We start from the raw sequence: 21,274 nt of genomic DNA, 5'->3' as shown, positions 1-21,274 counted from the left end.
CCGGCAATTCGCCAGCTTCGGGACGGTTGCGGCATGACCACGGAACAGGACCAGATCGGCGCGTTCAGTGAGGTCAAGCGCGTCATCGCCAATGACCTGAAGTTCAAGGCCCGGCTGGGCATCCGCGAGGACGCCTTTACCTCGCTCAAGCTCGGCAAGGCCATCGGCAGCCTGTCGGACCTGGGCGGCGCCGCGGCCACCGGGGCCGGTATCGCGCAATCGGGGGTCGTCGCCTCGACCTTCTTTGCCAAGTCCGGCTTGATGGCGGCCCTTGGCATCGGCAGCGCGGCGGCGACGCCGGTGGGCTGGGTCGTCGCCGCGGCCCTGGCCAGCGGCGGCGCCTATTACGGGGTGACGCGGCTTTTCAAGGGCTACGAGGCGTCCCGCGTCGAGGTGGTGCCCCGCTTCCTGCACACGCCCATCGACCTGTTGGGTGCCTCGATGCTGGACCTGATGGGGTCGCTGTCGCTGAAGGTCGCGGCGATGGACGGGCAGATCGACCCGCGCGAAGTCGCCGTCATCCGCGATTACTTCGTGCATGACTGGGGCTATGACGCGGATTACGTCGGCCAGGCGCTGTCGGTGCTGCAAGCCAATGCCGACAAGTCCCGGCTGGCCGAGATGACCCAGGCCCTGGCCGCCTTCGTCCACGCCAATCCCGATTGCAAGTTCATCGCCATCCAGCAGGAGATCAAAGTGCTGCTGCTGGAGATCGCGCATGCCGACGGCAAGCTGGACGAGCGCAAGGACATGGCCATCGAGCGCATCCTGCGGGCGCTGGACGAGCAGAACTCGGTCCGCGCCTCGATCGGCCGCGCGGCCTCGGGGACGGTGGCGGCGGCTTCCTCGGCGGCGGGCTGGATCGGCAGCCGGTTCGGCCTGGGCAGAGGCTAGCGGCCCAGCTTGCGGTCGATATAGGCGCGCAGTTCCTCGATCTCGGTCAGGCTTTCGTGCAGCTGCGCCTGTCGAGCGCGCAGCTCGGCCTCGGTGCGGGACAGCCGGGCGACCAGGTCGGCCTCGCGCGTCTCCAACGCGTCCACGGCGCGGTCGCGTTCCTCCTCGGCCTCGTGCAGCTGCTGGGCCATGCTTTCCAGTTCGCCCATCTCGGCGCGGGTGACGCGGGACAGGCGGTGGATCAGCCAGCTTGCGAACCAGCCCAGCATGAAGGCGGCGAACAGGATGATCGCGGTGGCGACGATGAATTCGGTGCGGTTCATGCGAAGGGCTTCAGGGCAAGGGGTTGCGGGTCACGGCGCCGCGGGCCGCGGCATGGGGCGGTTCACGTGCAAGGCATCGCGCGCGGGCATGGTCGCCGCCTCGGTGGCGGCGCCGACCAGCGCCTCGCGCGCGGGGCGGGTGGCGGCCTCGACGGGATCGACCGGCTCGGCGGGCGGGGGCAGCAGGCTGGCCGCGGGCTGGGTCGCGGCCCGCAGCGCCGGCAGTTCCGGCAGCGCGGCCTCTTGCGCCGGCCGGCTGGCGACGCGCGCGGGATCGACGCCCGACAGCAGCAGCCGCACCGGCTCGGTCGAGGCGAACAGCGCCGCCTCGGGGTCGGTGGGCACGCCCAGCGCCGGGCCGATGGCGGCGATCGCGGCATGGCGCGCGGCTTGCGCGGCCCGCGCCGCCACCCTTTCGGGACTGTCGGTCACGCCCTTGACCAGTTCGGCGGGGGCCGGCGCCTCGGTCACGACCGGATCGTCGGCCAGCAGCATGAACTCGATGCGCCGGTTCGCCTCGCGCCCGGCATCGCTGTCGTTATCGGCGATGGGCCGGCTTTCGCCATAGCCCTTGGCGGTCATGTTGCGGGTGTCCATCCCGGCCTCGGTCATCGCCGCCAGCACCGCCTGCGAGCGGGCGCGCGACAATTCGGCGTTGAAGCCCTCGGACCCCTGCGAGTCGGTATGGCCGCCGATCTCGATGCGGAAATCCGCGCAAAGCTTCATCGTCTCGGCCAGAAGCGCCAGCGTCGGTCCCGGATCGCCGGCAATGACGGATTTGTTCGGCTCGAAGCCGATCTCGGATTGCTGCATCGCCGCGTTCAGCCGGTCGACGCATTCGACGCCCGAGGGCAGGCCCAGAAGCGGGTCCATGCGCCGGTCGTAGCGGATCGCCAGCTCATAGCGCGCGCCCGCACCCAGCCGCTGCGCCAGCCGCGCCGCCGCCATGTCCGAGGCGGTCTGGCTGCCCGAGACGCCGCTGATGCGCACCAGCTCGGGCGTCACCTTGGCCTCGCCGCGCACCAGCCCGTCCAGCGCCTCGAGCGCGGCGATGGCGCGCAAGGTCCAGCCCTCGGGGACCGAGGCATCGCTGCGCAGCGCGCTGTCCACCTGGCCGAAACGCGCCCGCGCCAGGCTTTCCACCGCGTCGCGCATCCGCTCGTCGGTGATGCGGCCGCGCAGGCTGACGCCGCCGGCATCGACCATGGCCGAGAACTCGGCCGGACCCGCCTGGACCTCGCCGGGCTTTTCGTGCCGGGCGGCCAGCGTGAAGGCCGGGGGCAGCGCCGCCTCAAGCCGGCCCACCGCCTCGTCGAAGGCGGTCGCCGCGACCTCGGGGGGGGCAAGCAGCGCCACATCGGTATCCGAGATCGTGACCGAGCCCGAGCCCAGCGCCTCGACGGCGCGGATGGCAGGGACGGCGGCATCGGCCCAGCGCGGAGAGGGCGCGCCCAGGCCCAGCGTGCAGGGCGCCGCGTCCGGCACGCCGGCTGCGCGCCCGGCCTCCAGGATGCGGTCGCGCGCGCTTTCGGTGTCGGCGGCGCAGGCGTCGAAGCGGGCGCCCGCGCCGTCCTTGACGAAGCGCAGGGTAAAGGGCGCGATCACCGGCCGCGGCGCGGTGATGTCGGCGGTCAGCGTCACCGAGGCCGGCCTGGCGCGGTTCAGCGCCATCTCCAGGTCGCGTTTCTCGCGCGGGCTGTCGGCGATGGCGCGGACCGAGACCGCCCCGGCCGCGATCGAGATCTTGGCCCGCCTGGCCAGCTGCGCGGCCCTGAGGCCGAGGGCAAAGGCATCCTCCCAAGCCTCGGGAACCGGGTAGTCGGCGCTTTCCATCAGGTCCGAGACCTGGGCTACGCCGGTCTGGCGCTTCAGTCGCTCGACCAGTGCGGCGCGGTCCAGCGTCGCCGGGACCAGGCCGATGATCGAAACGCCCCGGTCGTTGCGCAAAAGCTCGATCTCGAAGGCGGGGGTGGCCAGTTCGGCGGCGGCGGCGACCTGCATCCGGTCGATCACCCGGCCGGCATCGACCACGGTTTCGGCGCGCGCGCGGGCGCGGAAACGCTGCACCTCGTCGGGCGCGATGCCCTCCAGCCGCACCTGCAGGCCGTCGGTGCTGACCTCTACCCATTCGTAATCAGCCAGGGCGGCGCGCAGATCCTGGGCCGAGCGGGTCTGGATGAAATCCGCGGCCGCGCGGGCGCCCAGGAACGACAGGCCGGCGGCCGCCGCAAGGGCGATCAGGCTGGCGACAAGAACAGGGCCACGACGCGCTTGCCGCTGGGGATGAGCCATCCGGGGAACCTTGGGACTGTTACCGACCCGCCGCATGTAAACCCTGCGCCGGGTTTTCGCAATCAGACCAGCCCCGCCAAGGCAAGAAACAGCGCAACCACCAGCCCGGCGTCGCGGTTGCTGCGAAACAGCCGCAGGCAGCCGGCGCTGTCGGTCATGTCGAAACGCCACAGCTGCCAGGCCAGATGCGCGGCAAAACCGACCACGCCCAGCAGGCCGAAGGTCAGGCCCAGCCCCTGGGGCGCGGCCGCCATCACCGCCAGCCCCAGAAGCAGCACCGAGGCGGTGCCGAAGCCCGCCAGCCAGCGCGGCGTGTCGGCGCCAAACAGCCGGGCGGTGGACTTGACGCCGATCAGCGCGTCGTCCTCGGCATCCTGGTGGGCATAGATGGTGTCGTAGAAGATCGTCCAGGCGATGCCCGACAGATAGGCCAGCACCGGCGCCGGGGCCAGGTTGCCGGTATGCGCCGCCCAGGCCAGCAGCGCGCCCCAGTTGAAGGCCAGGCCCAAGAAGACCTGCGGCCACCAGGTGAAGCGCTTGGCAAAGGGATAGACCGCCACCAGCGCCAGCGAGGCCACGCCCAGCGCGATGGCCGCACCCCCCAGCGTCAGCAGGATGGCAAGGCCGGCCAGCGACTGCGCCACCAGCCAGACCAGCGCCCCCCTGACCGTCACCTGCCCCGAGGGGATCGGGCGCGAGCGCGTGCGCGCCACCTTGTCGTCGATGTCGCGGTCGGTGATGTCGTTCCAGGTGCAGCCGGCGCCGCGCATCAGCACCGCGCCCACACCGCAGGCCACGGCGATCCACAGGTCGCGCCATTCCGGCCCGTCGGCGATCATCGCCAGCCCGATGCCCCACCAGCAGGGCAGCAGCAAAAGCCAGGTGCCGATCGGCCGGTCGGCGCGCGACAGGCGCAGCCACGGCCTCCAGTCCGGCGGCGCATGGCGGTCCACCCAATTGTCGGGCGGCGCGTCGGCGACGGTGCTTGGGCCCTCTGGCGTCTGCCCCTCTGGCGTCTGACGGTCGGTCTGCATTAGGCTGCGCCCCATCATGGCGAAAATCAGACTGTTCATAGATCACCCGCTGGCCGAGGGACAAGGCGTCGAGCTGAATCCCGACCAGGCGCATTACCTTTCCTCGGTCATGCGGCAGGCCGCGGGGGACGAGATCCTGGTCTTCAACGGCCGCGACGGCGAATGGCTGGCGCGGATCGAACGCATCGCCAAGCGCGGCGGCGCGCTGGAGGCGCTGCGGCAAACCGCGCCGCAGCTGAACCCGCCCGACCTGTGGCTGGTCTTTGCCCCGATCAAGAAGGCGCGCACCGATTTCATCGTGGAAAAGGCGGCCGAGATGGGCGCCGCCCGCATCCTGCCGGTGCAGACCGACCACACCAATTCGGAACGCATCCGCCAGGACCGCCTGCAAGCCCATGCCGTCGAGGCGGCCGAGCAATGCGGCGGCACCTATGTCCCCGAGGTCTGCGACCTGGTGCCGCTGTCGCGGCTGCTGGACGGCTGGGACGCCGGGCGGCGCATCCTGTGGGCGGACGAGGCGCTGGCAGGGCCGGCGCAGGTGCTGTCCGGCCTGCCGCGCGGCCCCTGGGCGATTCTCATCGGCCCCGAGGGCGGCTGGTCCGAATCGGAGCGCAGGCGGCTTTCGGCGATGGATTGCGTCACGCCCGTCGCCCTGGGGCCGCGAATCCTGCGCGCCGATACGGCTGCCGTCGCGTCACTGGCGCTTTGGCAGTCGGCCCTGGGCGACTGGCGCTGAACGATCCGGTCTGAAACGCGCAATCTTCCCGCTGGAAACCGCCTGCCCGCGGTAGAATATTGCACCGCAGCATGATTTCCAGGCCCTTGCCGCAAAAAGTCAGGAATTCCGGTCTCTTATGCACAAGCTGCATGGCAGAGATGCCGGTTTGTCCGTGGTTTTCGCAAACTGCCCGGCCTATATGCTGATGCATCAACGAAGCGCCCGATGAGCGGGCAATGATCTCAAGGTGAAAAACTATGTCGGCGATTGACACGAACCGCATCCATGGCGGGGCGGGCTCTATCGGTATTGGCTCGAAAATCTGGGCGACGCTGTCGGCCTGGAACGATGCGCGGGTGACCCGGAACGCGCTGAGCCGTCTTTCGGATCGCGAGCTGGACGATATCGGTCTGTGCCGCGGCGATATCGAACGGATTGCGCGCGCCCGCTAAGCAGCGGTTGAAGACGCGAAAACGGCTGCGGCAAGCCCGCAGGCCCTTTCCCGGCCCGGATGGGCAAGACGAACAGGCGGCCCCGCAAGGCCGCCTTCAGTATTTTCGGCGGGGCGCTTGCGGCGATCAGCCGCGCCGGACGACCAAGGTGGACCATTCGCCCAGGTCGTCGCGCCGCTCCAGCGCCAACCCGCCCGCCGCATAGGCCGCGATCACCTCATCCGCCTGGGTGGCGAGGATGCCCGACAGGATCGCCCTGCCGCCCGGCGCGACATGGCGCGCCATGTCCGGCACCAGGTCGATCAGCGGCTGCTTCAGGATATTGGCAAAGACCAGGTCGAAGGGCGCCGCATTCTCGATCAGCGGATGGTCGAAGCCCACCGCCTCGACGCATTCGACGCGCCCGTCCAGCCCGTTGGCGATGACATTGGCGCGGGCCACGTCCACTGCCTGCGGGTCGATGTCGCCGGCCAGCACGATCACCGGGAACGCCCGCGCCGCCGCCATGGCCAGGACCGCCGTGCCGCAGCCGACATCGACGATGCGCCGCGGCGCGGCGCCCTCGGCGATCATGCGGTCCAGCGCCAGCAGGCAGCCCTTGGTCGTGGCGTGATGGCCGGTGCCAAAGGCCATGGCCGCCTCGATCAGCAGCGCCTCGGCGCCCTCGGGCACCTTGTCGGCGTCATGGCCGCCATGGACGAAGAAGCGCCCGGCCTCGACCGGGGTGAGTTCGCGCCGGACATGGGCGACCCAGTCCACCTCGGGCAGTTCCGAGACCGCGAAGGGCGGCGCGTCCCAGGCGGCGGCCAGCAGCGCCAGCCCCACCTCGTCCGGGGCCTCGGTGAAGTAAAGCCCCACCTCCCAGCGGTCCGAGCCATCCTCGATCTCGAAGACGCCGCTGCCGACGGGCTCGGGGGTCAGATCCTCGCCCGCCTCGGCAAGCGCCTCGGCCGCCTCGCGGCCTTTGGTATGGGTCAGCGCGGTCCAGGTCGCCATTCAATATCCCTCGGCTGTATCGGTCAGCGGGGCTTTGACACCCGTGCCGCGCAAGCCGCAATAGCCATTCGGATAGCGGTCCAGATATTGCTGGTGGTCGTCCTCGGCCCGCCAGAAGGGACCGGCGGGGATGATCTGCGTGGTGATGTCGGGATAGCCCTGCACCGCCAGCCGGTTGCCGTAATCGGCCTTGGACAGTTCCGCCGCCGCCTTCTGGCTGTCGTTGAACACCATGATGAGCGAGCGGTATTGCGAACCCACGTCGTTGCCCTGGCGGTTGCCCTGGGTCGGGTCGTGGTTTTCCCAGAAGATCTGCAACAGCCGCTCATAGCTGACGCGCGAGCTGTCATAGACCACGCGCACCACCTCGGCATGGCCGGTGCCGCCGGCGCAGACCTGCTTGTAGCTCGGGTTCTCGGCCGTGCCGCCGGCAAAGCCGACCTCGGTCAGCCAGACGCCCTCCTGCTGCCAGAACAGCCGCTCGACGCCCCAGTAACAGCCCATGCCGAAGATCGCCTGGTCATAGCCTTTCGGCATTTCGGCATCCAGCGGCCGGCCGAAGATCCTGTGGATGGGGGCGCTCATGGTGCAGTCCTTTCGCATGTCCTGCCGCATTAGGTAGGCGCGGCGGTCCGACCGTGCAACGCCGGAATGCGGGCGCGGGTTGCGGCCGGGGGCGCGCGTCGTGCAGATTGCAGGTCGATCCCCCTCGCAGGAGACCCCGATGCGTCCCGGACCGCGAAACCTGATCACCGATGTCGCCGGCCTGCGGGTCGGCAATGACCGCGACGACGCCCTGCGCTCGGGTGCGACGGTGCTGCTTGGCGAGGCGCCCTTCGCCTGCGGCTTCAACGTCATGGGCGGCGCCCCCGGCACGCGCGAGACCGAGCTGCTGGCCCCCGACAAGCTGGTGCAGGGGGTGGACGCGCTGGTGCTGTCGGGCGGCTCGGCCTTTGGCCTGGCCGCCTGCGACGGTGTCTCGGACGGGTTGCGCGCCATGGGCCGCGGCTTCGAGATCGGGCCGGTGCGGGTGCCCATCGTGCCCGGCGCCATCGTCTTCGACCTGCTGAACGGCGGCGACAAGGATTGGGGCGTCAACCCCTATCCCGGACTGGGCCGTGCGGCGCTGGAGGCCGCCGGGGCCGATTTCGCCCTAGGCAGCGACGGCGCGGGCACCGGCGCGATGACGCATCGCTGGAAGGGCGGGCTCGGCTCGGCCTCGGCAGTGCTGGAGGGCGGCATCACCGTCGGCGCGCTGGTGGTGGTGAACGCGCTGGGATCGGTGACGGCCGGCGAGTCCCGGCAGTTCTGGGCCGCGCCCTGGGAGCTGGGGGACGAATTCGGCGGGCTGGGCCTTGCCGGCCCCTACCCGGCCGGCCATGAGCCAAGCCCGGCGAAACGGCTGGGCGAGGCCACGACCATCGCCATCGTCGCCACCGATGCGGCGCTCGACAAGGCCGGGCTGACGCGGCTGGCGACGGCGGCGCAGGACGGCATGGCCCGCGCCATCGTGCCCAGCCACACGCCCTTCGACGGCGACCTGGTCTTTGCCGTCTCGACGGGGGCCAGGCCCCTGCCCGATCCGGCGCTGTCGCCGTTCCTGCTGGGCCATGCCGCCGCCTGCACGCTGGCCCGCGCCATCGCGCGCGGCGTCCATGCGGCAAGCCCGCGGCCGGGCGACCTGCAACCCTGCTGGCGCGAGGGGTAATTCCGCCAGCAGGGCGAATCGAAGGGATCAACCCGCCGGGCGCCTGGTCGCGCCCGCGCCGGTCAGAACCAGATGCGGTCGCTGAAGACGTATTGCACGATCCGGTCGCGGGTCAGGCCCATCTTGGCCAGTTCGGCGTCGGATTTCGCCTTCAGCACCTCGATCTCGGCGCGGCGCGACTGCTGGCGGATATAGGCCTCGGTCCCGCGCGCCAGCCAGTCGCGAAAGCCGGAATACAGCGCCGCGAGACTGATCCGAGGACGATTGCTTGCAATGATAGCCATGGGAAACCCTTTCGGTATTGGCGAATGGTTTCCTCCCCTGCCGTTCAATCTAGGGCGGTTTCGCCCAGCCCGCCATGGCATCTTTTGCAACGCTGCATTGCAGCATGAGCGTGGCCGGCCGCGCGACGCAAAGGCGGTCGGCCCGGCATGGCCGGCGCCGCCCGGCGCTAGGTCTGCGCCAGACCCAGGGCGGCCCCGGCGGAATCCGTCGGCCGAACGGAATGCGCTTTCCCCCAAGGGCTTCGGCCATTATACGGTTCGCGGCATTCATGACCGCAAGGGGTAAGCACAATGGCCAATGTGGTGGTCGTCGGCGCGCAATGGGGCGACGAAGGCAAGGGCAAGATCGTCGACTGGCTGTCGGAACGCGCCGATGTGATCGCGCGCTTCCAGGGCGGCCACAACGCCGGCCACACGCTGGTCATCGGCAACCAGGTCTTCAAGCTGTCGCTGCTGCCCTCGGGCATCGTGCGCAAGGGCAAGATGGCGGTCATCGGCAATGGCGTGGTGCTGGACCCCTGGGCGCTGTTTTCGGAAATCGACAAGCTCGCCGCGCAGGGGGTCGAGATCAGCCCGGCGAACCTGATGATCGCCGAGAATACGCCGCTGATCCTGCCGCTGCACCAGGATCTCGACAAGCTGCGCGAAGAGGCCGCGGGCGCCAGCAAGATCGGCACCACCGGCCGCGGCATCGGCCCGGCCTATGAGGACAAGGTCGGCCGCCGCACCATCCGCGTCGCCGACCTGGGCGACGAAGAGACGCTGGATTCGCGCCTCGACCGCCTGCTGGCCCATCACGACGCGCTGCGCCAGGGCCTGGACGCCGCGCCCATCGACCGGGCGGAACTGCGCGCAAAGCTGCTGGAGATCGCGCCGAAGCTGCTGCAATACGCCCAGCCGGTGTGGAAGGTGATGAACGACTACCGCAAGGCCGGCAAGCGCATCCTGTTCGAGGGCGCGCAGGGCAGCCTGCTGGACATCGACTTCGGCACCTACCCCTATGTGACCAGCTCGACCACCATGTCGGGCATGGCGGCCAGCGGCACCGGGCTCGGCCCCTCGGCGATCGGCTTCGTGCTGGGCATCGTCAAGGCCTATACCACCCGCGTCGGCGAAGGCCCGTTCCCGACCGAGCTCGACGATGCCGACGGCCAGCGCCTGGGCGAGCGCGGCCATGAATTCGGCACCGTCACCGGGCGCAAGCGCCGCTGCGGCTGGTTCGACGCGGTGCTGGTGCGCCAGACCTGCGCCATTTCCGGCGTGGACGGGATCGCGCTGACCAAGCTCGACGTGCTGGACGGGTTCCAGACGCTCAAGATCTGCACCGGCTATCAGGTGGACGGCCAGCATTACGACCACCTGCCCACCGCCGCCTCGCTACAGGCCAGGGCGACCCCCGTCTACGAGGAGATGGAGGGCTGGCAGGAATCGACGCAGGGCGCGCGCAGCTGGGCCGACCTGCCCGCCAATGCGATCAAATACGTCCGCCGCATCGAAGAGCTGATCCAGTGCCCCGTCGCGCTGCTCTCGACCTCGCCCGAGCGCGACGATACCATCCTCGTGACCGACCCCTTCGCGGACTGACCCGGAGAGGACATGGACCTCAAGACGCGCAAACGCTGGTCGCTGGTGATCCTGCTGGTCGGGCTGCCGCTCTATATCGTGGTGGCGGTGAGCCTGGTGAACTGGATGGACCGCACCTGGGGCCGCCAGCCGATCCTGGTCGAGCTTGCGGTCTATGTCGCCCTGGGCATCCTCTGGGCCCTGCCCTTCCGCAAGGTCTTCACCGGCATCGGCAAGGGCGAATGAGGCTCAGCAGCGCCCGCCCGGTCACGCTGATCGGCGGGGCGCCGGTCGGCCGCGCCGACCTCGACCTGGCGCTGCGGCTCGCGCCGGTGGTGGCCGCCGCCGACAGCGGCGCCGATACCGCGCTCAGCCACGGGCTGATGCCGGCGGCAGTCTGGGGCGATTTCGACAGCATCTCGGCCCGCGCCCGGTCCGAGATCCCCCTGGCGAACCAGCACCCCATCGCCGAACAGGACAGCACCGATTTCGAGAAATGCCTGTCCAACCTCGACGTGCCCTTCGTCGTCGCGCTCGGCTTCTCTGGCGCGCGCCACGACCATTTCCTGTCGGCCCTCGGCGTTATCGCCCGACGCATCGGCCCGCCCTGCCTGCTGGTCGCCGGCGAGGACGTGATCACGCTCGCGCCCCCGCGCCTCGCGCTGGACCTCGCGCCCGGCACGCGGGTCTCGCTCTTCGCGATGGCCCCGGCCAGCGGCCGCTCCTCCGGGCTCAAATGGCCCCTCGACGGGCTCGCCTTCGCCCCCACCGGCCTCAGCGGCACCTCGAACGAGGCCACGGGCCCGGTCACGCTGGAATGCGAGGGCCCGATGCTGCTGATCCTGCCGCGCTCGGAACTGCCGACGCTCGCGCGCGCGCTCTGACGGCTTTCACCGTTTCCCAAATACCCGTTCACAGGCGCTAGGCGGGTGCTTCTCTGTTCCCCAAATACTCCTGCGACCGCGCCGTGAACGCCCCCGGATCCGCGGGTCCATGGCCTCGCGCAACCCGTCGCCGACAGGGGCCACCGCGCATCTGGGCCGCTTCGTCAAGACCAACAGCCGCCGGCAGGTCTTCAAGAACCCGCAGCACCCCCATAGCCGGCGGCTGATCGCGGCCCATCCCCTCGCCGATCCATCCCGCCGGACACCTGCCGCCGCCCCGGTCCATCGCGAGATGGAGCCATCTGGTGCCGGCCGGGCCGGCAACGCCTGGTTGAACGCCCTGTTGCGGGATTGTCACAAGCCGGCACAAGCCCTTGCCGGCCGCCGACTCTGCTTGATCGCCGGCCCTCGCGGCGGGAATAGCGGGCATATCAGCCAGCCATGCGCCAGTCAGCACCCGAACCCTATCGGATGGCTTGCCATGACACATCGACCCCTGATCCCCTTCGCCGCGCATGCGCGGCTGACGACGGCGCTTTCCGCCGGCATCCTGGCGCTTCTGGCCAGCCCGGCCATGGCGCAAGAGACCGAGGAAGGCACCGCCGGCACCGTCACCCTGGACGAGGTGACGATCACCGCCGCCCCCGGCACCCAGACCGAGGGCACCGAAAGCTGGACCACGGAATGGATGCGCTCGGCCACCGGCCTGGTGCTGAGCCAGAAGGAGACGCCGCAATCCACCAGCGTCATCACCGACGCGCAGATGAAGGACCGCAACATCACCACCGTCGCCGAGACGATGGACGCGGCGACCGGCATCACCGTGCAGGCGTTCGAAAGCGACCGCATCAACTACTATTCGCGCGGCTTCAATGTCGATGCCTATCAATATGACGGCGTGCCCATCCCGCGCGATGGTATCTGGCAGTTCGGCGACAACAATGCCGACATGGCGCTTTACGACCATGTCGAAATAGTGCGCGGCGCCACCGGGCTGATGCAGGGCGCGGGCGAGCCGGGCGCCGCGATCAACTTCATCCGCAAGCGCCCGACCGAGGCGTTCCAGAACCAGGCCGCCGTCTCGCTGGCCCATCCCAAGGGCGCGCGGGTTGAATCGGACGTGTCCGGGCCGCTGAACGAATTGGGCACGGTGCGCGGCCGGCTGGTCAGCGTGATAGACAGCCGCGACGGTTCGCTCGACCGCTACCACAAGGACAAATATGTCCTGTTCGGCGCGCTGGACGTCGATCTGGGCGACGACACCACCCTCAGCACCGGCATCAGCTACCAGAAGACCGAGGCCGACAACGTGACCTGGGGCGGATTGCAGCCCTTCTATGCCGATGGCGGTCTGATCGACTGGCCATGGGGGTCCAGCACCGGGCAGGACTGGAGCTATGTCGATACCGAGCGGACCGAGATCTTCGGCTCGCTGGAGCATGTGTTCCAGAACGGCTGGACCGGCCGGGTGGTCCTGACCCATGTCAAGAACGACATGGATTCGACGCTGGCCTGGATTCACCTGGGCCGGGATGCAGAGGGCAACTATGTCTTCCCGCCCGACCGCGAAACCGGCGACGGGCTGGAAGGCTACGGCACCCGCTATGCCGGCGGCTACAAGCAGACCAACCTGAATGCGGTGCTGAACGGCGATTTCCGGGCCTTCGGACGCGAACATCAGTTCGTGCTGGGCGCCATGGCCTCAAAAGGCGAAGGCCATTATTACGGTTATGGAACGGGCGAGGATTTCCCGGTCAACATCTACAGGCTGGACGGCCGCTATCCTGCGCCCACGCTGCTGAGCGAGCCGGACTACTTCTCGGACAGCGAGGCCCGGCAATATGCCGTCTACGGCACCGGCCAGTTCAGCGTGACCGACCGGTTCAAGGTGATCGCCGGGGCGCGGGTGAACTGGTGGGACGGGCAAGAGGGCGCAGGCGGCCCGCCCACGGCCAGCTACAAGTTCTCGGGCGAGGTAACGCCCTATCTGGGCTTCACCTATGACATTAACCCGACCTACACCGCCTATGGCAGCGTCACCAGCATCTACCAGCCGCAACTGGCGCAGGATGCCGACCGCCAGTATCTGCCGCCGACCTATGGCTGGAATTATGAACTGGGCGTCAAGGGCGACCTGATGAATGGCGCGCTTTACGCCTCGGCCGCGATCTTCCAGACCGACCAGAAGGATGTGGCCAGATACGTCACCTGGATTCCCGACGAAAACCGCAGCGTCTACGAAAGCATCGACGGCACCACCACCCGCGGCTTCGAGCTTGAGGCGGCGGGGGCGATCAACGACCGCTGGAACGTCTCGGCCGGCTATACCTTCCGCACCTCGAAGGACAAGGACGGCAACCGCTTCGCCGCCGACCAGCCCAAGCATACGCTGAAGCTGGCGACCGACTATCGGCTGGCGGGCATGTTCGACGACAAGCTGACGGTGGGCGGGGCGATGCGCTGGCAAAGCGGCACCGACAGCATGGATTTCGACACGGATGTCAACGTCAACGTGCATCAGGGTTCCTATGCCGTCTTCGACCTGAACGCCTCTTACCAGGTGACGGACAGGACCGAGCTGACGCTCAGCGTGAACAACATCCTCAACGAGAAATACTATGCCACGACCGGCTTCTACGACACCGTGGTCTATGGCGACGAACGCAGCGCCGAGCTGACGCTGCGGGCGAAGTTCTGAACGGGGCGGCCGGCTCTCCGGCCGTCACCCCCCGGATATGGCCGTCATGGCGAAAACCCCGGCAGGTGCCGGGGTTTTTTTTCGTTTCCTCCCCGGCGCGCGCGGGGCGCGGGCGCCCGCACGGCCTTGCGGCGCTTGGCGAAAGGCGTAACCTGCGGGCCGAAGGAGATCGTCCATGCCCGTCAAGAACCGCTTTGCCGAATTGCTGCCCGAGATCACCGCCTGGCGCCGCGACTTTCACCAGAACCCCGAACTCGACTACCAGGTCCACCGCACCGCCGGCCGCGTGGCCGAGCTGCTGCGCAGCTTCGGCCTGGACGAGGTCGCCGAGGGCGTCGGCCGCACCGGCGTGGTCGGCGTCATCCGGGGCCGCAGCAATGCCAGCGGCCGGGTGATCGGGCTGCGCGCCGACATGGACGCGCTGCCGATCAACGAGCAGACCGGGGCGGAATACGCCTCGAAGACGCCGGGGGTCATGCATGCCTGCGGCCATGACGGCCATACCGCCATGCTGCTGGGCGCGGCGAAATACCTGGCCGAGACGCGCAATTTCGACGGCACCGCCGTGGTGATCTTCCAGCCCGCCGAAGAGGGGGGCGCGGGCGGCCTCGCCATGGTCCGGGACGGGCTGGTCGAGCGCTGGGGCATCCAGGAATTCTACGGCATGCACAACATGCCCGGCTATCCGGTGGGCAGCTTCGCCATCCGCGAGGGCGCGATGATGGCGGCCGCCGACCAGTTCGACATCGTCATCACCGGCAAGGGCGGCCATGCCGCCAAGCCGCATGAGGCGGTCGACACCATGCTGGTCGCGGCGCAGGTCATCGTCTCGCTGCAGTCCGTCGTCGCGCGCAATGTCGATCCGCTGAAGAGCGGCGTCGTCTCGGTCTGCGTGGTCCAGAGCGATTCGACCGCGCATAACGTCATCCCGCAGGTGGTGAAGCTGAAGGGAACCGCCCGCAGCCTGGCGCCAGAGGTGCGCGACCAGTTGGAGGAGGGCATCAGGCGCGTCGCCACCCATACCGCCGCCGCCTTCGGCGCCATGGCCGAGGTCACCTATGAGCGCGGCTATCCGGTGACGATGAACCATCCCGAAGCGACGGGTTTCGCGGCCGAGGTCGCACGGCGGGTGGCGGGCGCGGTGGACATGGAAATGGAGCCGCTGATGGCCGGCGAGGATTTCAGCTACATGCTGAACGAACGCCCCGGCGCCTATATCTTCGTCGGCAACGGCGACACGGCGATGGTGCATCACCCGGCCTATGATTTCGACGACAATGCGATCCCGGCCGGGTCGAGCTGGTATGCCGGGATGATCGAGGCGCGGATGCCGCTGCCGGCGTGACCGTCGCGCCGGGGGTTTCACACCCCCGGACCCCCGTGGGATACTTGAGCACGAAAGAAGCAGGGGGCCGTGAGGCCCCCTTGCCGTTTCAGAAGTGGATGGCGCGGCCATAGGCCGAGAGCGTGGCCTCGTGCAGCATCTCCGACAGCGTCGGGTGCGGGAAGACCGTCTCCATCAACTCGGCCTCGGTGGTTTCCAGCGTGCGGCCGACGACATAGCCCTGGATCAGCTCGGTCACTTCCGCGCCGACCATGTGGGCGCCCAGCAACTCGCCGGTCTTGGCGTCGAAGACGGTCTTGATCAGGCCCTCGGGCTCGCCCAGAGCGATGGCCTTGCCATTGCCGATGAAGGGGAAGCGGCCGACCTTGACCTCATGGCCCGCGGCCTTGGCCTTTTCCTCGGTCAGGCCGACCGAGGCCACCTGCGGGTTGCAATAGGTGCAGCCGGGGATCGAGTTCGGCTTGATCGGATGCGGGTGCCCGCCGGCGATGAGTTCCGCCACCATCACGCCTTCGTGGCTGGCCTTGTGGGCGAGCCAGGGCGCGCCGGCCACGTCGCCGATGGCATAGAGCCCCTCGACGCCGGTGCGGCAATATTCGTCGGTGACGACATGGGTGCGGTCGATCTTGGCGCCCAGTTTTTCAAGGCCGAGGTTTTCCACGTTGCCGACGATGCCGACGGCCGAGATCACCGTGTCGAATTCATGCGTCTCGGTCTTGCCGCCGGTCTCGATATGGGCGGTGACCTTGCCCTTTGCGCGGTCGAGCTTCTTGACCGCCGCCTTTTCCAGGATCTTCATGCCCTGCTTGACGAATTGCTTCTTCGCCAGGGCCGAGATTTCCGCATCCTCGACCGGCAGCACGCGGTCCATGACCTCGACCACGGTGGTGTCGGCGCCCAGCGTATTGAAGAAGCTGGCGAATTCGATGCCGATGGCGCCCGAGCCGATGACCAGCAGCTTTTTCGGCATGCGCGGCGGCTGCAGGGCGTGCTTGTAGTTCCAGACCAGGTCGCCGTCGGGTTCCAGCCCCGGCAGTTCGCGGGCGCGGGCGCCGGTGGCCAGCACGATGGATTTCGCGGTCACTTCCTCGGCGCCCTTGTCGGTCTTGACGCTGATCTTGCCGGGGGCGATCAGGCTGGCCTCGCCCATGATGACGGTGACCTTGTTCTTTTTCAGCAGGTGGCCGACGCCGCCGGCGAGCTGCTTGGCCACGCCGCGCGAACGCTGCACCACGGCACTGAGGTCATAGCCGATCTTGTCGGCGGAAAGGCCGAATTCCTTGGCGCGGTGCATGAGGTGAAAGACCTCGGCCGAGCGCAACAGCGCCTTGGTCGGGATGCAGCCCCAGTTCAGGCAGATGCCGCCCAGATGCTCGCGCTCGATACAGGCCACCTTGAGGCCCAGTTGCGCGCCGCGGATGGCGCAGACATAGCCGCCAGGGCCGGAACCGATCACCACCATGTCGAAGCTTTGCGCCATGGGAATCCCCCTCTCAGAAAAGATAGTTCAGCGTTAAACCAATTTTCAGACGTCAGCAAGCGACAGCTTGCCCGCGACCAGCGCGCCATAGCCGCCGGCCTCCATGACGCGGATTTCCGCCGGGGTGGGCACGCGGTTCAGCGCCGCGTTGCGCCAGGGGAAGCGGCCGAATTTCGCGATGGTGTCGCGGTGCAGCTCGGCATGGCGCAGGTTCTCGCCCGGCATGAACTCGGCGAACAGGGCCACCGCGCGTTCCTGGTCGGCCGGATCCTCGGAATGTTCGAAAGGCAGGTAGACGAACTGCCGGGCAGGCGGTTCGATGCGCAGGTGCAGGCCGCTGTCGACCGCCTCGCGGGCCAGGCTGCGGGCCAGGGGATCGGTGGCGAAGGCGCGGGCGTCCTCGCGGAACATGTTGCGGGGGAACTGGTCGGTCAGGATCAGCCCGGCCAGCATCCCCTCGGGCATGGCGGCCCAGCCGGGCACCAGGTCGGCGGCGCGTTCCCAGGCCGGCTGGAAGCGCCGGCGGACGGTTTCGTCCAGCGCGTCCGAGCGCTCATACCAGCCCTTCTCGCCGACCTCCTCGAGCCAGAAGCGGTTGATCTCCTCGGGTGTCGCGGTGTCGGTCATGGCCTTGCCCTCCGTTTTGACCGATGGTCGCAGAGCCGGGGGCGGGTCGCAAGCCGTTCAGGCGGGTTTGTCGCCGTCGTCGGAACTGGCGGTTTCCAGCGCCGCCTCGACCGCGACGGGGGTGGCCGAGGGGGCGATGACGGCGAAGCTCTGGTCCAGGACCGGGGTCGGGCGGCGGGTGCGGCGCCAGCCGGCATAGAAGGCCAGCGTCGCCAGGAGCAGGCCGATATAGACCCAGAACCCATCCGGGCCCAGGAGCGACATCAGCCAGCCGGTGATCAGCGGCCCGGCCATGGCGCCGACGCCGTTGATGAACAGCAGGCCCGCCGATGCGGCGGCCATGTCGCTTTGGTCCAGGAAGTCGTTGGTATAGGCCAGAAGCAGCGAATAGACCGGATTGGCCACGCCGCCGATCAGCGCTGCGGCCAGCAGCAGGCCCCAGATCCCCGGTTGCAGCGTCACCGTGGCCAGGCTGACCACCGCGCCCAGCACCGACAGGCCCAGCACGATGAAGCGCCGGTCGCCGTGGTCCGAAAGCCAGCCGATCGGATATTGCAGCAAGAGCCCGCCGGCATAGATCGCCGCCACGAAGGCCGAGATCTCGCGCACCGAGAGCCCCTTGGTCGAGCCCCAGACCGAGGCCATGCCGAAGAGCGCCGAGAACACCCCGCCCATCAGGAAGATGCCGATGCAGCCCAGCGGCGAGGCGCGGAACAGGCTGCCGAAGCTCATCCGCTTCAGCGTCGAGAATTGCGGCGCGGGCTGGGTCGAAAGCAGGATCGGCAGGAAGGAGAAGCTGACCAGCACCGAGGGGATCACGAACAGCAGGTAGCCCGCCGGGTCGGCCGTGTTCATTAGGAACTGCGCCGTGATGATGCCCAGCATCTGCATGATCATATAGGCCGACATGGCCTGGCCGCGGTTCTCGTTGGTGGTGCCGGCGTTCAGCCAGCTTTCCGCGGTGATGTAGACCCCCGAGAAGCAGAAGCCGATCAGCAGCCGCATCAGCGCCCAGGCGATCCAGTGCGGCGCCGCGGCATAGAGGATCAGCACCGACGAGATCAGCGAGCCGAGCGCGGCGAAGACCCGGACATGGCCGACCTTGCGGATCAGTTCGGGCACCACGCGCGAACCCAGCAGGAAGCCGCCGAAATAGGCGGCCATCACCACCGACATCTGGGTGGTCGAGATGTTCTCGATCTTGCCGCGGATGCCCAGCAGCGTGCCCTGCATCCCGTTCCCGACCATCAAGAGCAGGATGCCCAGAAGCAGCGGCCAGGTGGTGCGCAGGACGGTCAGCATCACGGATCCTTCGGAATCAGCAGGGAGGCGTCGCCATAGCTGAAGAAGCGATAGCCCGATTCCACCGCGTGATGATAGATGCCGCGGATGCGGTCCTGGCCCATCAGGGCGCTGACCAGCATCAGCAGCGTCGATTTCGGCAAGTGGAAATTGGTCATCAGCGCATCCGTCACGCGAAAGCGATAGCCGGGATAGATGAAGATTTCGGTAACGCCCTGGAACGGATGCACGATTCCGTCCTGGTCGGCGGCCGATTCGATCAGCCGCAGCGCCGTGGTGCCGACCGGGATCACCCGCCCGCCCTGGGCGCGGGTGGCGTTGATCGCGGCGGCCGCCTCGGGCGTGACCTCGCCCCATTCGCCGTGCATCTTGTGCGTCGTCACGTCCTCGACCTTGACCGGCAGGAAGGTGCCGGCGCCGACATGCAGGGTGACATGGGCGAAGCGCACGCCGCGCGCCGCCAGCTGACCAAGCAGGGCGTCGTCGAAATGCAGGCTGGCGGTCGGCGCGGCAACGGCGCCCGAGCGCCGCGCCCAGACGGTCTGGTAATCCTGGCGGTCGGCATCGTCCGGGGCGCGCAGCGCGGCGATATAGGGCGGCAGCGGCATGGCGCCGACCTGGGCCAGCGCGGCGTCGAACGCCGCGCCCGTCGCGTCGAAGCGCAGGGTCAGCTCGCCTTCGGAAATCCCGGCCACCTCGGCCGACAGCGCCTCGCCAAAACGGATCACCTCGCCGGGCTTCAGCTTGCGCAGCGGCTTGGCCAGCGCCTTCCAGCCATCGGCCGCGGGCTCCAGCAGCGTGACCTCGACCTTCGCCACCGCCTCGCCCTGCGGGGTCGGGCGCGCGCGGGTTCCGGTCAGCCGCGCCGGGATGACCTTGGTGTCGTTCAGCACCAGCAGGTCGCCCGGCCCCAGCAGGTCGGCAAGGTCGCGCACGTGCAGGTCGCGAATCGAATCGCCCTGGGCCAGCAGCAGCCGCGCGGCGGTGCGCGGCCGCGCCGGGCGGGTCGCGATCAGCCCCTCGGGCAGGTGAAAGTCGAAATCGTCCAGCTTCATGGGCTTAGGTTCTGTCCGGGCCGCCGAGGGGCGTCAAGGCAGGCGGTCATCACAAAGTGAAAAACTCGGGCTTTACTTATCCGAGGGAATGAGTAAGTTTTGGCCAACCGAGGTGAGTAAATGATCGTCTGCCACTGCACCCAGATTTCCGACCACGACATCAAGGCCGCGATTGACTGGATGCGTGCCGCCGACCCCGAGACGATCATCACCCCTGGCAAGATCTACCACGCACTCGGCAAGCGGGCCGATTGCGGGGGCTGTATGCCATTGTTTCTGGACACCATGCGCGGATGCGATAATCTGGCTGTGCCCCCGATCCTGCGGGGGCTGAAAGCCAACCGCACAGGGGTAAGCCATGAAGGGCGACGCAAAGGTCATCGAGTATCTCAACGCAGCGCTACGGTCTGAACTCACCGCGGTCAGCCAGTACTGGTTGCATTATCGCCTGCAAGAGGACTGGGGTTACGGCAAGATCGCCGACAAGTCCCGCGGCGAATCCATCGAGGAAATGCATCATGCGGACCGCCTGATCCAGCGAATCATCTTCCTGGAAGGCCATCCGAACCTGCAAAAGCTGGATCCCCTGCGGATCGGCCAGAACCTCAAGGAAACGCTGGAATCCGACCTGGCGGCCGAATACGACGCCCGCACGCTTTACATCGAGGCGCGGGAATATTGCGACAAGGTCGGGGATTACGTCAGCAAGAACCTGTTCGATTCGCTGCTGACCGACGAAGAGGGGCATATCGACTTCCTCGAAACCCAGCTGGGCCTCTACGAAGAGATCGGCGCGCAGAACTACGGCCAACTCAACGCCAAATCCGCCGACGAGGCGGAATAGAGCCCTGGACCGGGGGGTCTTTGCAGCCCCCTTCGATCCCGGCTCAGCCCAGCCAATCGGCGGCCAGCCCCGGCAGGTCGTCGAAATGCGCCAGCATCGCCTCGGGCGCCAGCCGGCGCAGCGCCTCGCCCTCGGGGCCGAAGGCGACCAGGGCCACCCGCACGCCGGCGGCGGCGGCGGTCCTGCGGTCGGTCTCGGTGTCGCCGACCAGGAAGGATTGCGCCACCATGCCGCCCGCGGCCTCGACCGCTGCGGCATAGGGTCGCGGGTCGGGCTTGCGCACCGGCAGCGTGTCGGCGCCGATCATCGCGGCAAAGCGGTCGCGGATGCCCAGTTCGCGCAGCAATGTCTCGGCCAGGGCCTCGGGCTTGTTGGTGCAGACCGCAAGCCGGTGGCCGGCCGCGGCCAGCCGGTCCAGCGCCGCCTCGGCGCCGGGGTAAAGTCGGGTATGGATGGCGATCGCCTCGCCGTAATGGGCCAGCAGGCGCGGATAATCCTCGTCCTCGGCGCCGGGCGGCAGCAGCCTGTCGCCGGGCAGGCGGCCATAGCCGGCGCGCAGCATGGCCCGGCCGCCGTGGAAGGCGATCAGCGCATCCTCGACCGGGTCCAGCAGCGCGCCCAGGCCGCGCGCCGCAAAGCAGGCATTGGCCGCCGCGATCAGGTCGCCCGAGGTATCGGCCAGCGTGCCGTCCAGATCGAAGACCACCGTTCCCGCCATGCTGTAACCTTCCGTCAAGATGTTTGATCTGCCGGGGTCTTTCCCGGCTGCCGCCCT

The 21,274-nt window shown here is 68.5% G+C and carries 22 protein-coding genes; 11 read left to right on the top strand and 11 right to left on the bottom strand.

All coding sequences use genetic code 11. From position 1 onward, the window contains the following. Positions 1-33: 33 nt before the first annotated feature. Positions 34-894: a tellurite resistance TerB family protein gene (locus E3U26_RS10735; protein WP_499104811.1), complete on the top strand. Its 861-nt coding sequence runs from the start codon at positions 34-36 to the stop codon at positions 892-894. Here the strand turns inward: E3U26_RS10735 and E3U26_RS10730 are convergent. From E3U26_RS10730 to ubiA, 3 genes are all read right to left on the bottom strand, one after another. Beyond that, complete coding sequence (locus E3U26_RS10730) at positions 891-1,217, bottom strand: hypothetical protein (RefSeq protein WP_036760896.1); 327 nt, start codon at positions 1,215-1,217, stop codon at positions 891-893. The two genes, E3U26_RS10735 and E3U26_RS10730, sit on opposite strands and share 4 nt — an antisense overlap. A gap of 30 nt (positions 1,218-1,247) precedes the next feature. Next, positions 1,248-3,509 (bottom strand): OmpA family protein, encoded by a 2,262-nt coding sequence (locus E3U26_RS10725; protein ID WP_499104810.1) that lies wholly within the window; start codon positions 3,507-3,509, stop codon positions 1,248-1,250. 62 nt (positions 3,510-3,571) lie between these two features. Next, entirely contained in the window at positions 3,572-4,543 is a 972-nt protein-coding gene (gene ubiA, locus E3U26_RS10720; protein ID WP_036750101.1) for a 4-hydroxybenzoate octaprenyltransferase, read from the bottom strand. 16 nt (positions 4,544-4,559) lie between these two features. Between ubiA and E3U26_RS10715 the strand changes: the two genes are divergently transcribed. Continuing rightward, positions 4,560-5,279, top strand: a complete 720-nt coding sequence (locus E3U26_RS10715) for a 16S rRNA (uracil(1498)-N(3))-methyltransferase (RefSeq protein ID WP_036750104.1) — start codon at positions 4,560-4,562, stop codon at positions 5,277-5,279. A gap of 239 nt (positions 5,280-5,518) precedes the next feature. After that, on the top strand, positions 5,519-5,713 hold the full coding sequence (locus E3U26_RS10710; RefSeq protein WP_036750106.1) for a DUF1127 domain-containing protein: 195 nt from the start codon (positions 5,519-5,521) through the stop codon (positions 5,711-5,713). Positions 5,714-5,839: 126 nt separating this feature from the next. Here the strand turns inward: E3U26_RS10710 and E3U26_RS10705 are convergent, their stop codons facing one another. Together E3U26_RS10705 and msrA are read right to left on the bottom strand one after the other, a co-directional pair. Next, the gene (locus E3U26_RS10705; protein WP_116222980.1) at positions 5,840-6,709 is read right to left on the bottom strand and encodes a 50S ribosomal protein L11 methyltransferase; all 870 of its coding nucleotides are present in this window, start codon (positions 6,707-6,709) and stop codon (positions 5,840-5,842) included. After that, on the bottom strand, positions 6,710-7,294 hold the full coding sequence (gene msrA / locus E3U26_RS10700; protein ID WP_072461000.1) for a peptide-methionine (S)-S-oxide reductase MsrA: 585 nt from the start codon (positions 7,292-7,294) through the stop codon (positions 6,710-6,712). Between the two features lie 139 nt (positions 7,295-7,433). Here msrA and E3U26_RS10695 point away from each other — a divergent pair, with 139 nt between their 5' ends. Further along, on the top strand, positions 7,434-8,417 hold the full coding sequence (locus tag E3U26_RS10695; protein WP_499104808.1) for a P1 family peptidase: 984 nt from the start codon (positions 7,434-7,436) through the stop codon (positions 8,415-8,417). A 62-nt stretch (positions 8,418-8,479) separates the two neighbouring features. Here the strand turns inward: E3U26_RS10695 and E3U26_RS10690 are convergent, their stop codons facing one another. Further along, entirely contained in the window at positions 8,480-8,701 is a 222-nt protein-coding gene (locus tag E3U26_RS10690; protein ID WP_114535154.1) for a hypothetical protein, read from the bottom strand. Between the two features lie 291 nt (positions 8,702-8,992). On the opposite strand from E3U26_RS10690, the gene E3U26_RS10685 reads away from it, so the two are divergent. The 5 genes from E3U26_RS10685 to E3U26_RS10665 all read left to right on the top strand — a co-directional run bounded on the left by E3U26_RS10685 (position 8,993) and on the right by E3U26_RS10665 (position 15,191). Beyond that, entirely contained in the window at positions 8,993-10,285 is a 1,293-nt protein-coding gene (locus E3U26_RS10685; RefSeq protein ID WP_036750121.1) for an adenylosuccinate synthase, read from the top strand. 12 nt (positions 10,286-10,297) lie between these two features. Next, entirely contained in the window at positions 10,298-10,510 is a 213-nt protein-coding gene (locus tag E3U26_RS10680) for a DUF2842 domain-containing protein (RefSeq protein ID WP_011746949.1), read from the top strand. Continuing rightward, positions 10,507-11,148 (top strand): thiamine pyrophosphokinase, encoded by a 642-nt coding sequence (locus tag E3U26_RS10675; RefSeq protein WP_499104806.1) that lies wholly within the window; start codon positions 10,507-10,509, stop codon positions 11,146-11,148. Before E3U26_RS10680 ends, E3U26_RS10675 begins: the two co-directional genes overlap by 4 nt. Before the next feature lie 481 nt (positions 11,149-11,629). After that, on the top strand, positions 11,630-13,846 hold the full coding sequence (locus tag E3U26_RS10670; RefSeq protein ID WP_499104805.1) for a TonB-dependent siderophore receptor: 2,217 nt from the start codon (positions 11,630-11,632) through the stop codon (positions 13,844-13,846). A 175-nt stretch (positions 13,847-14,021) separates the two neighbouring features. Then, positions 14,022-15,191, top strand: coding sequence for a M20 aminoacylase family protein (locus E3U26_RS10665; RefSeq protein WP_499104804.1), 1,170 nt, complete (start codon positions 14,022-14,024; stop codon positions 15,189-15,191). Positions 15,192-15,279: 88 nt separating this feature from the next. Here the strand turns inward: E3U26_RS10665 and lpdA are convergent, their stop codons facing one another. Genes lpdA through queA form a run of 4 tightly spaced genes read right to left on the bottom strand, consistent with a single transcriptional unit; the run spans position 15,280 to position 19,655 of the window. Beyond that, the gene (gene lpdA / locus E3U26_RS10660; RefSeq protein ID WP_036750134.1) at positions 15,280-16,671 is read right to left on the bottom strand and encodes a dihydrolipoyl dehydrogenase; all 1,392 of its coding nucleotides are present in this window, start codon (positions 16,669-16,671) and stop codon (positions 15,280-15,282) included. A 45-nt stretch (positions 16,672-16,716) separates the two neighbouring features. After that, entirely contained in the window at positions 16,717-17,298 is a 582-nt protein-coding gene (locus E3U26_RS10655) for a DUF924 family protein (protein WP_499104803.1), read from the bottom strand. Between the two features lie 57 nt (positions 17,299-17,355). After that, complete coding sequence (locus E3U26_RS10650; protein ID WP_499104802.1) at positions 17,356-18,600, bottom strand: MFS transporter; 1,245 nt, start codon at positions 18,598-18,600, stop codon at positions 17,356-17,358. Continuing rightward, on the bottom strand, positions 18,600-19,655 hold the full coding sequence (queA, locus tag E3U26_RS10645; RefSeq protein WP_072461008.1) for a tRNA preQ1(34) S-adenosylmethionine ribosyltransferase-isomerase QueA: 1,056 nt from the start codon (positions 19,653-19,655) through the stop codon (positions 18,600-18,602). The genes E3U26_RS10650 and queA overlap by 1 nt, the downstream gene beginning before the upstream one ends. Positions 19,656-19,775: 120 nt before the next feature. On the opposite strand from queA, the gene E3U26_RS10640 reads away from it, so the two are divergent. Next, positions 19,776-20,066 (top strand): (2Fe-2S)-binding protein, encoded by a 291-nt coding sequence (locus tag E3U26_RS10640; protein WP_072461009.1) that lies wholly within the window; start codon positions 19,776-19,778, stop codon positions 20,064-20,066. Further along, positions 20,014-20,499 carry a bacterioferritin gene (gene bfr / locus E3U26_RS10635; RefSeq protein ID WP_036750146.1) on the top strand — a complete coding sequence of 162 codons (486 nt, stop codon included), beginning with the start codon at positions 20,014-20,016 and terminating at the stop codon, positions 20,497-20,499. The genes E3U26_RS10640 and bfr overlap by 53 nt, the downstream gene beginning before the upstream one ends. Before the next feature lie 43 nt (positions 20,500-20,542). Here bfr and E3U26_RS10630 read toward each other — a convergent pair whose 3' ends face one another. Further along, complete coding sequence (locus E3U26_RS10630) at positions 20,543-21,217, bottom strand: HAD-IA family hydrolase (RefSeq protein WP_243783638.1); 675 nt, start codon at positions 21,215-21,217, stop codon at positions 20,543-20,545. Positions 21,218-21,274: the final 57 nt, after the last annotated feature.

It is taken from the genome of Paracoccus ferrooxidans, from assembly GCF_029909815.1.
Classification (GTDB): domain Bacteria; phylum Pseudomonadota; class Alphaproteobacteria; order Rhodobacterales; family Rhodobacteraceae; genus Paracoccus; species Paracoccus versutus.
This window is presented reverse-complemented; position numbering and strand designations above follow the sequence as displayed.

Excerpts from the sequence above, each read along its gene's own strand:
- E3U26_RS10735 (WP_499104811.1), top strand. The coding sequence starts at position 34 with ATGACCACGGAACAGGACCAGATCGGCGCGTTCAGTGAGGTCAAGCGC.
- E3U26_RS10730 (WP_036760896.1), bottom strand. The coding sequence starts at position 1,217 with ATGAACCGCACCGAATTCATCGTCGCCACCGCGATCATCCTGTTCGCC.
- E3U26_RS10725 (WP_499104810.1), bottom strand. The coding sequence starts at position 3,509 with ATGGCTCATCCCCAGCGGCAAGCGCGTCGTGGCCCTGTTCTTGTCGCC.
- ubiA (WP_036750101.1), bottom strand. The coding sequence starts at position 4,543 with ATGCAGACCGACCGTCAGACGCCAGAGGGGCAGACGCCAGAGGGCCCA.
- E3U26_RS10715 (WP_036750104.1), top strand. The coding sequence starts at position 4,560 with ATGGCGAAAATCAGACTGTTCATAGATCACCCGCTGGCCGAGGGACAA.
- E3U26_RS10710 (WP_036750106.1), top strand. The coding sequence starts at position 5,519 with ATGTCGGCGATTGACACGAACCGCATCCATGGCGGGGCGGGCTCTATC.
- E3U26_RS10705 (WP_116222980.1), bottom strand. The coding sequence starts at position 6,709 with ATGGCGACCTGGACCGCGCTGACCCATACCAAAGGCCGCGAGGCGGCC.
- msrA (WP_072461000.1), bottom strand. The coding sequence starts at position 7,294 with ATGAGCGCCCCCATCCACAGGATCTTCGGCCGGCCGCTGGATGCCGAA.
- E3U26_RS10695 (WP_499104808.1), top strand. The coding sequence starts at position 7,434 with ATGCGTCCCGGACCGCGAAACCTGATCACCGATGTCGCCGGCCTGCGG.
- E3U26_RS10690 (WP_114535154.1), bottom strand. The coding sequence starts at position 8,701 with ATGGCTATCATTGCAAGCAATCGTCCTCGGATCAGTCTCGCGGCGCTG.
- E3U26_RS10685 (WP_036750121.1), top strand. The coding sequence starts at position 8,993 with ATGGCCAATGTGGTGGTCGTCGGCGCGCAATGGGGCGACGAAGGCAAG.
- E3U26_RS10680 (WP_011746949.1), top strand. The coding sequence starts at position 10,298 with ATGGACCTCAAGACGCGCAAACGCTGGTCGCTGGTGATCCTGCTGGTC.
- E3U26_RS10675 (WP_499104806.1), top strand. The coding sequence starts at position 10,507 with ATGAGGCTCAGCAGCGCCCGCCCGGTCACGCTGATCGGCGGGGCGCCG.
- E3U26_RS10670 (WP_499104805.1), top strand. The coding sequence starts at position 11,630 with ATGACACATCGACCCCTGATCCCCTTCGCCGCGCATGCGCGGCTGACG.
- E3U26_RS10665 (WP_499104804.1), top strand. The coding sequence starts at position 14,022 with ATGCCCGTCAAGAACCGCTTTGCCGAATTGCTGCCCGAGATCACCGCC.
- lpdA (WP_036750134.1), bottom strand. The coding sequence starts at position 16,671 with ATGGCGCAAAGCTTCGACATGGTGGTGATCGGTTCCGGCCCTGGCGGC.
- E3U26_RS10655 (WP_499104803.1), bottom strand. The coding sequence starts at position 17,298 with ATGACCGACACCGCGACACCCGAGGAGATCAACCGCTTCTGGCTCGAG.
- E3U26_RS10650 (WP_499104802.1), bottom strand. The coding sequence starts at position 18,600 with ATGCTGACCGTCCTGCGCACCACCTGGCCGCTGCTTCTGGGCATCCTG.
- queA (WP_072461008.1), bottom strand. The coding sequence starts at position 19,655 with ATGAAGCTGGACGATTTCGACTTTCACCTGCCCGAGGGGCTGATCGCG.
- E3U26_RS10640 (WP_072461009.1), top strand. The coding sequence starts at position 19,776 with ATGATCGTCTGCCACTGCACCCAGATTTCCGACCACGACATCAAGGCC.
- bfr (WP_036750146.1), top strand. The coding sequence starts at position 20,014 with ATGAAGGGCGACGCAAAGGTCATCGAGTATCTCAACGCAGCGCTACGG.
- E3U26_RS10630 (WP_243783638.1), bottom strand. The coding sequence starts at position 21,217 with ATGGCGGGAACGGTGGTCTTCGATCTGGACGGCACGCTGGCCGATACC.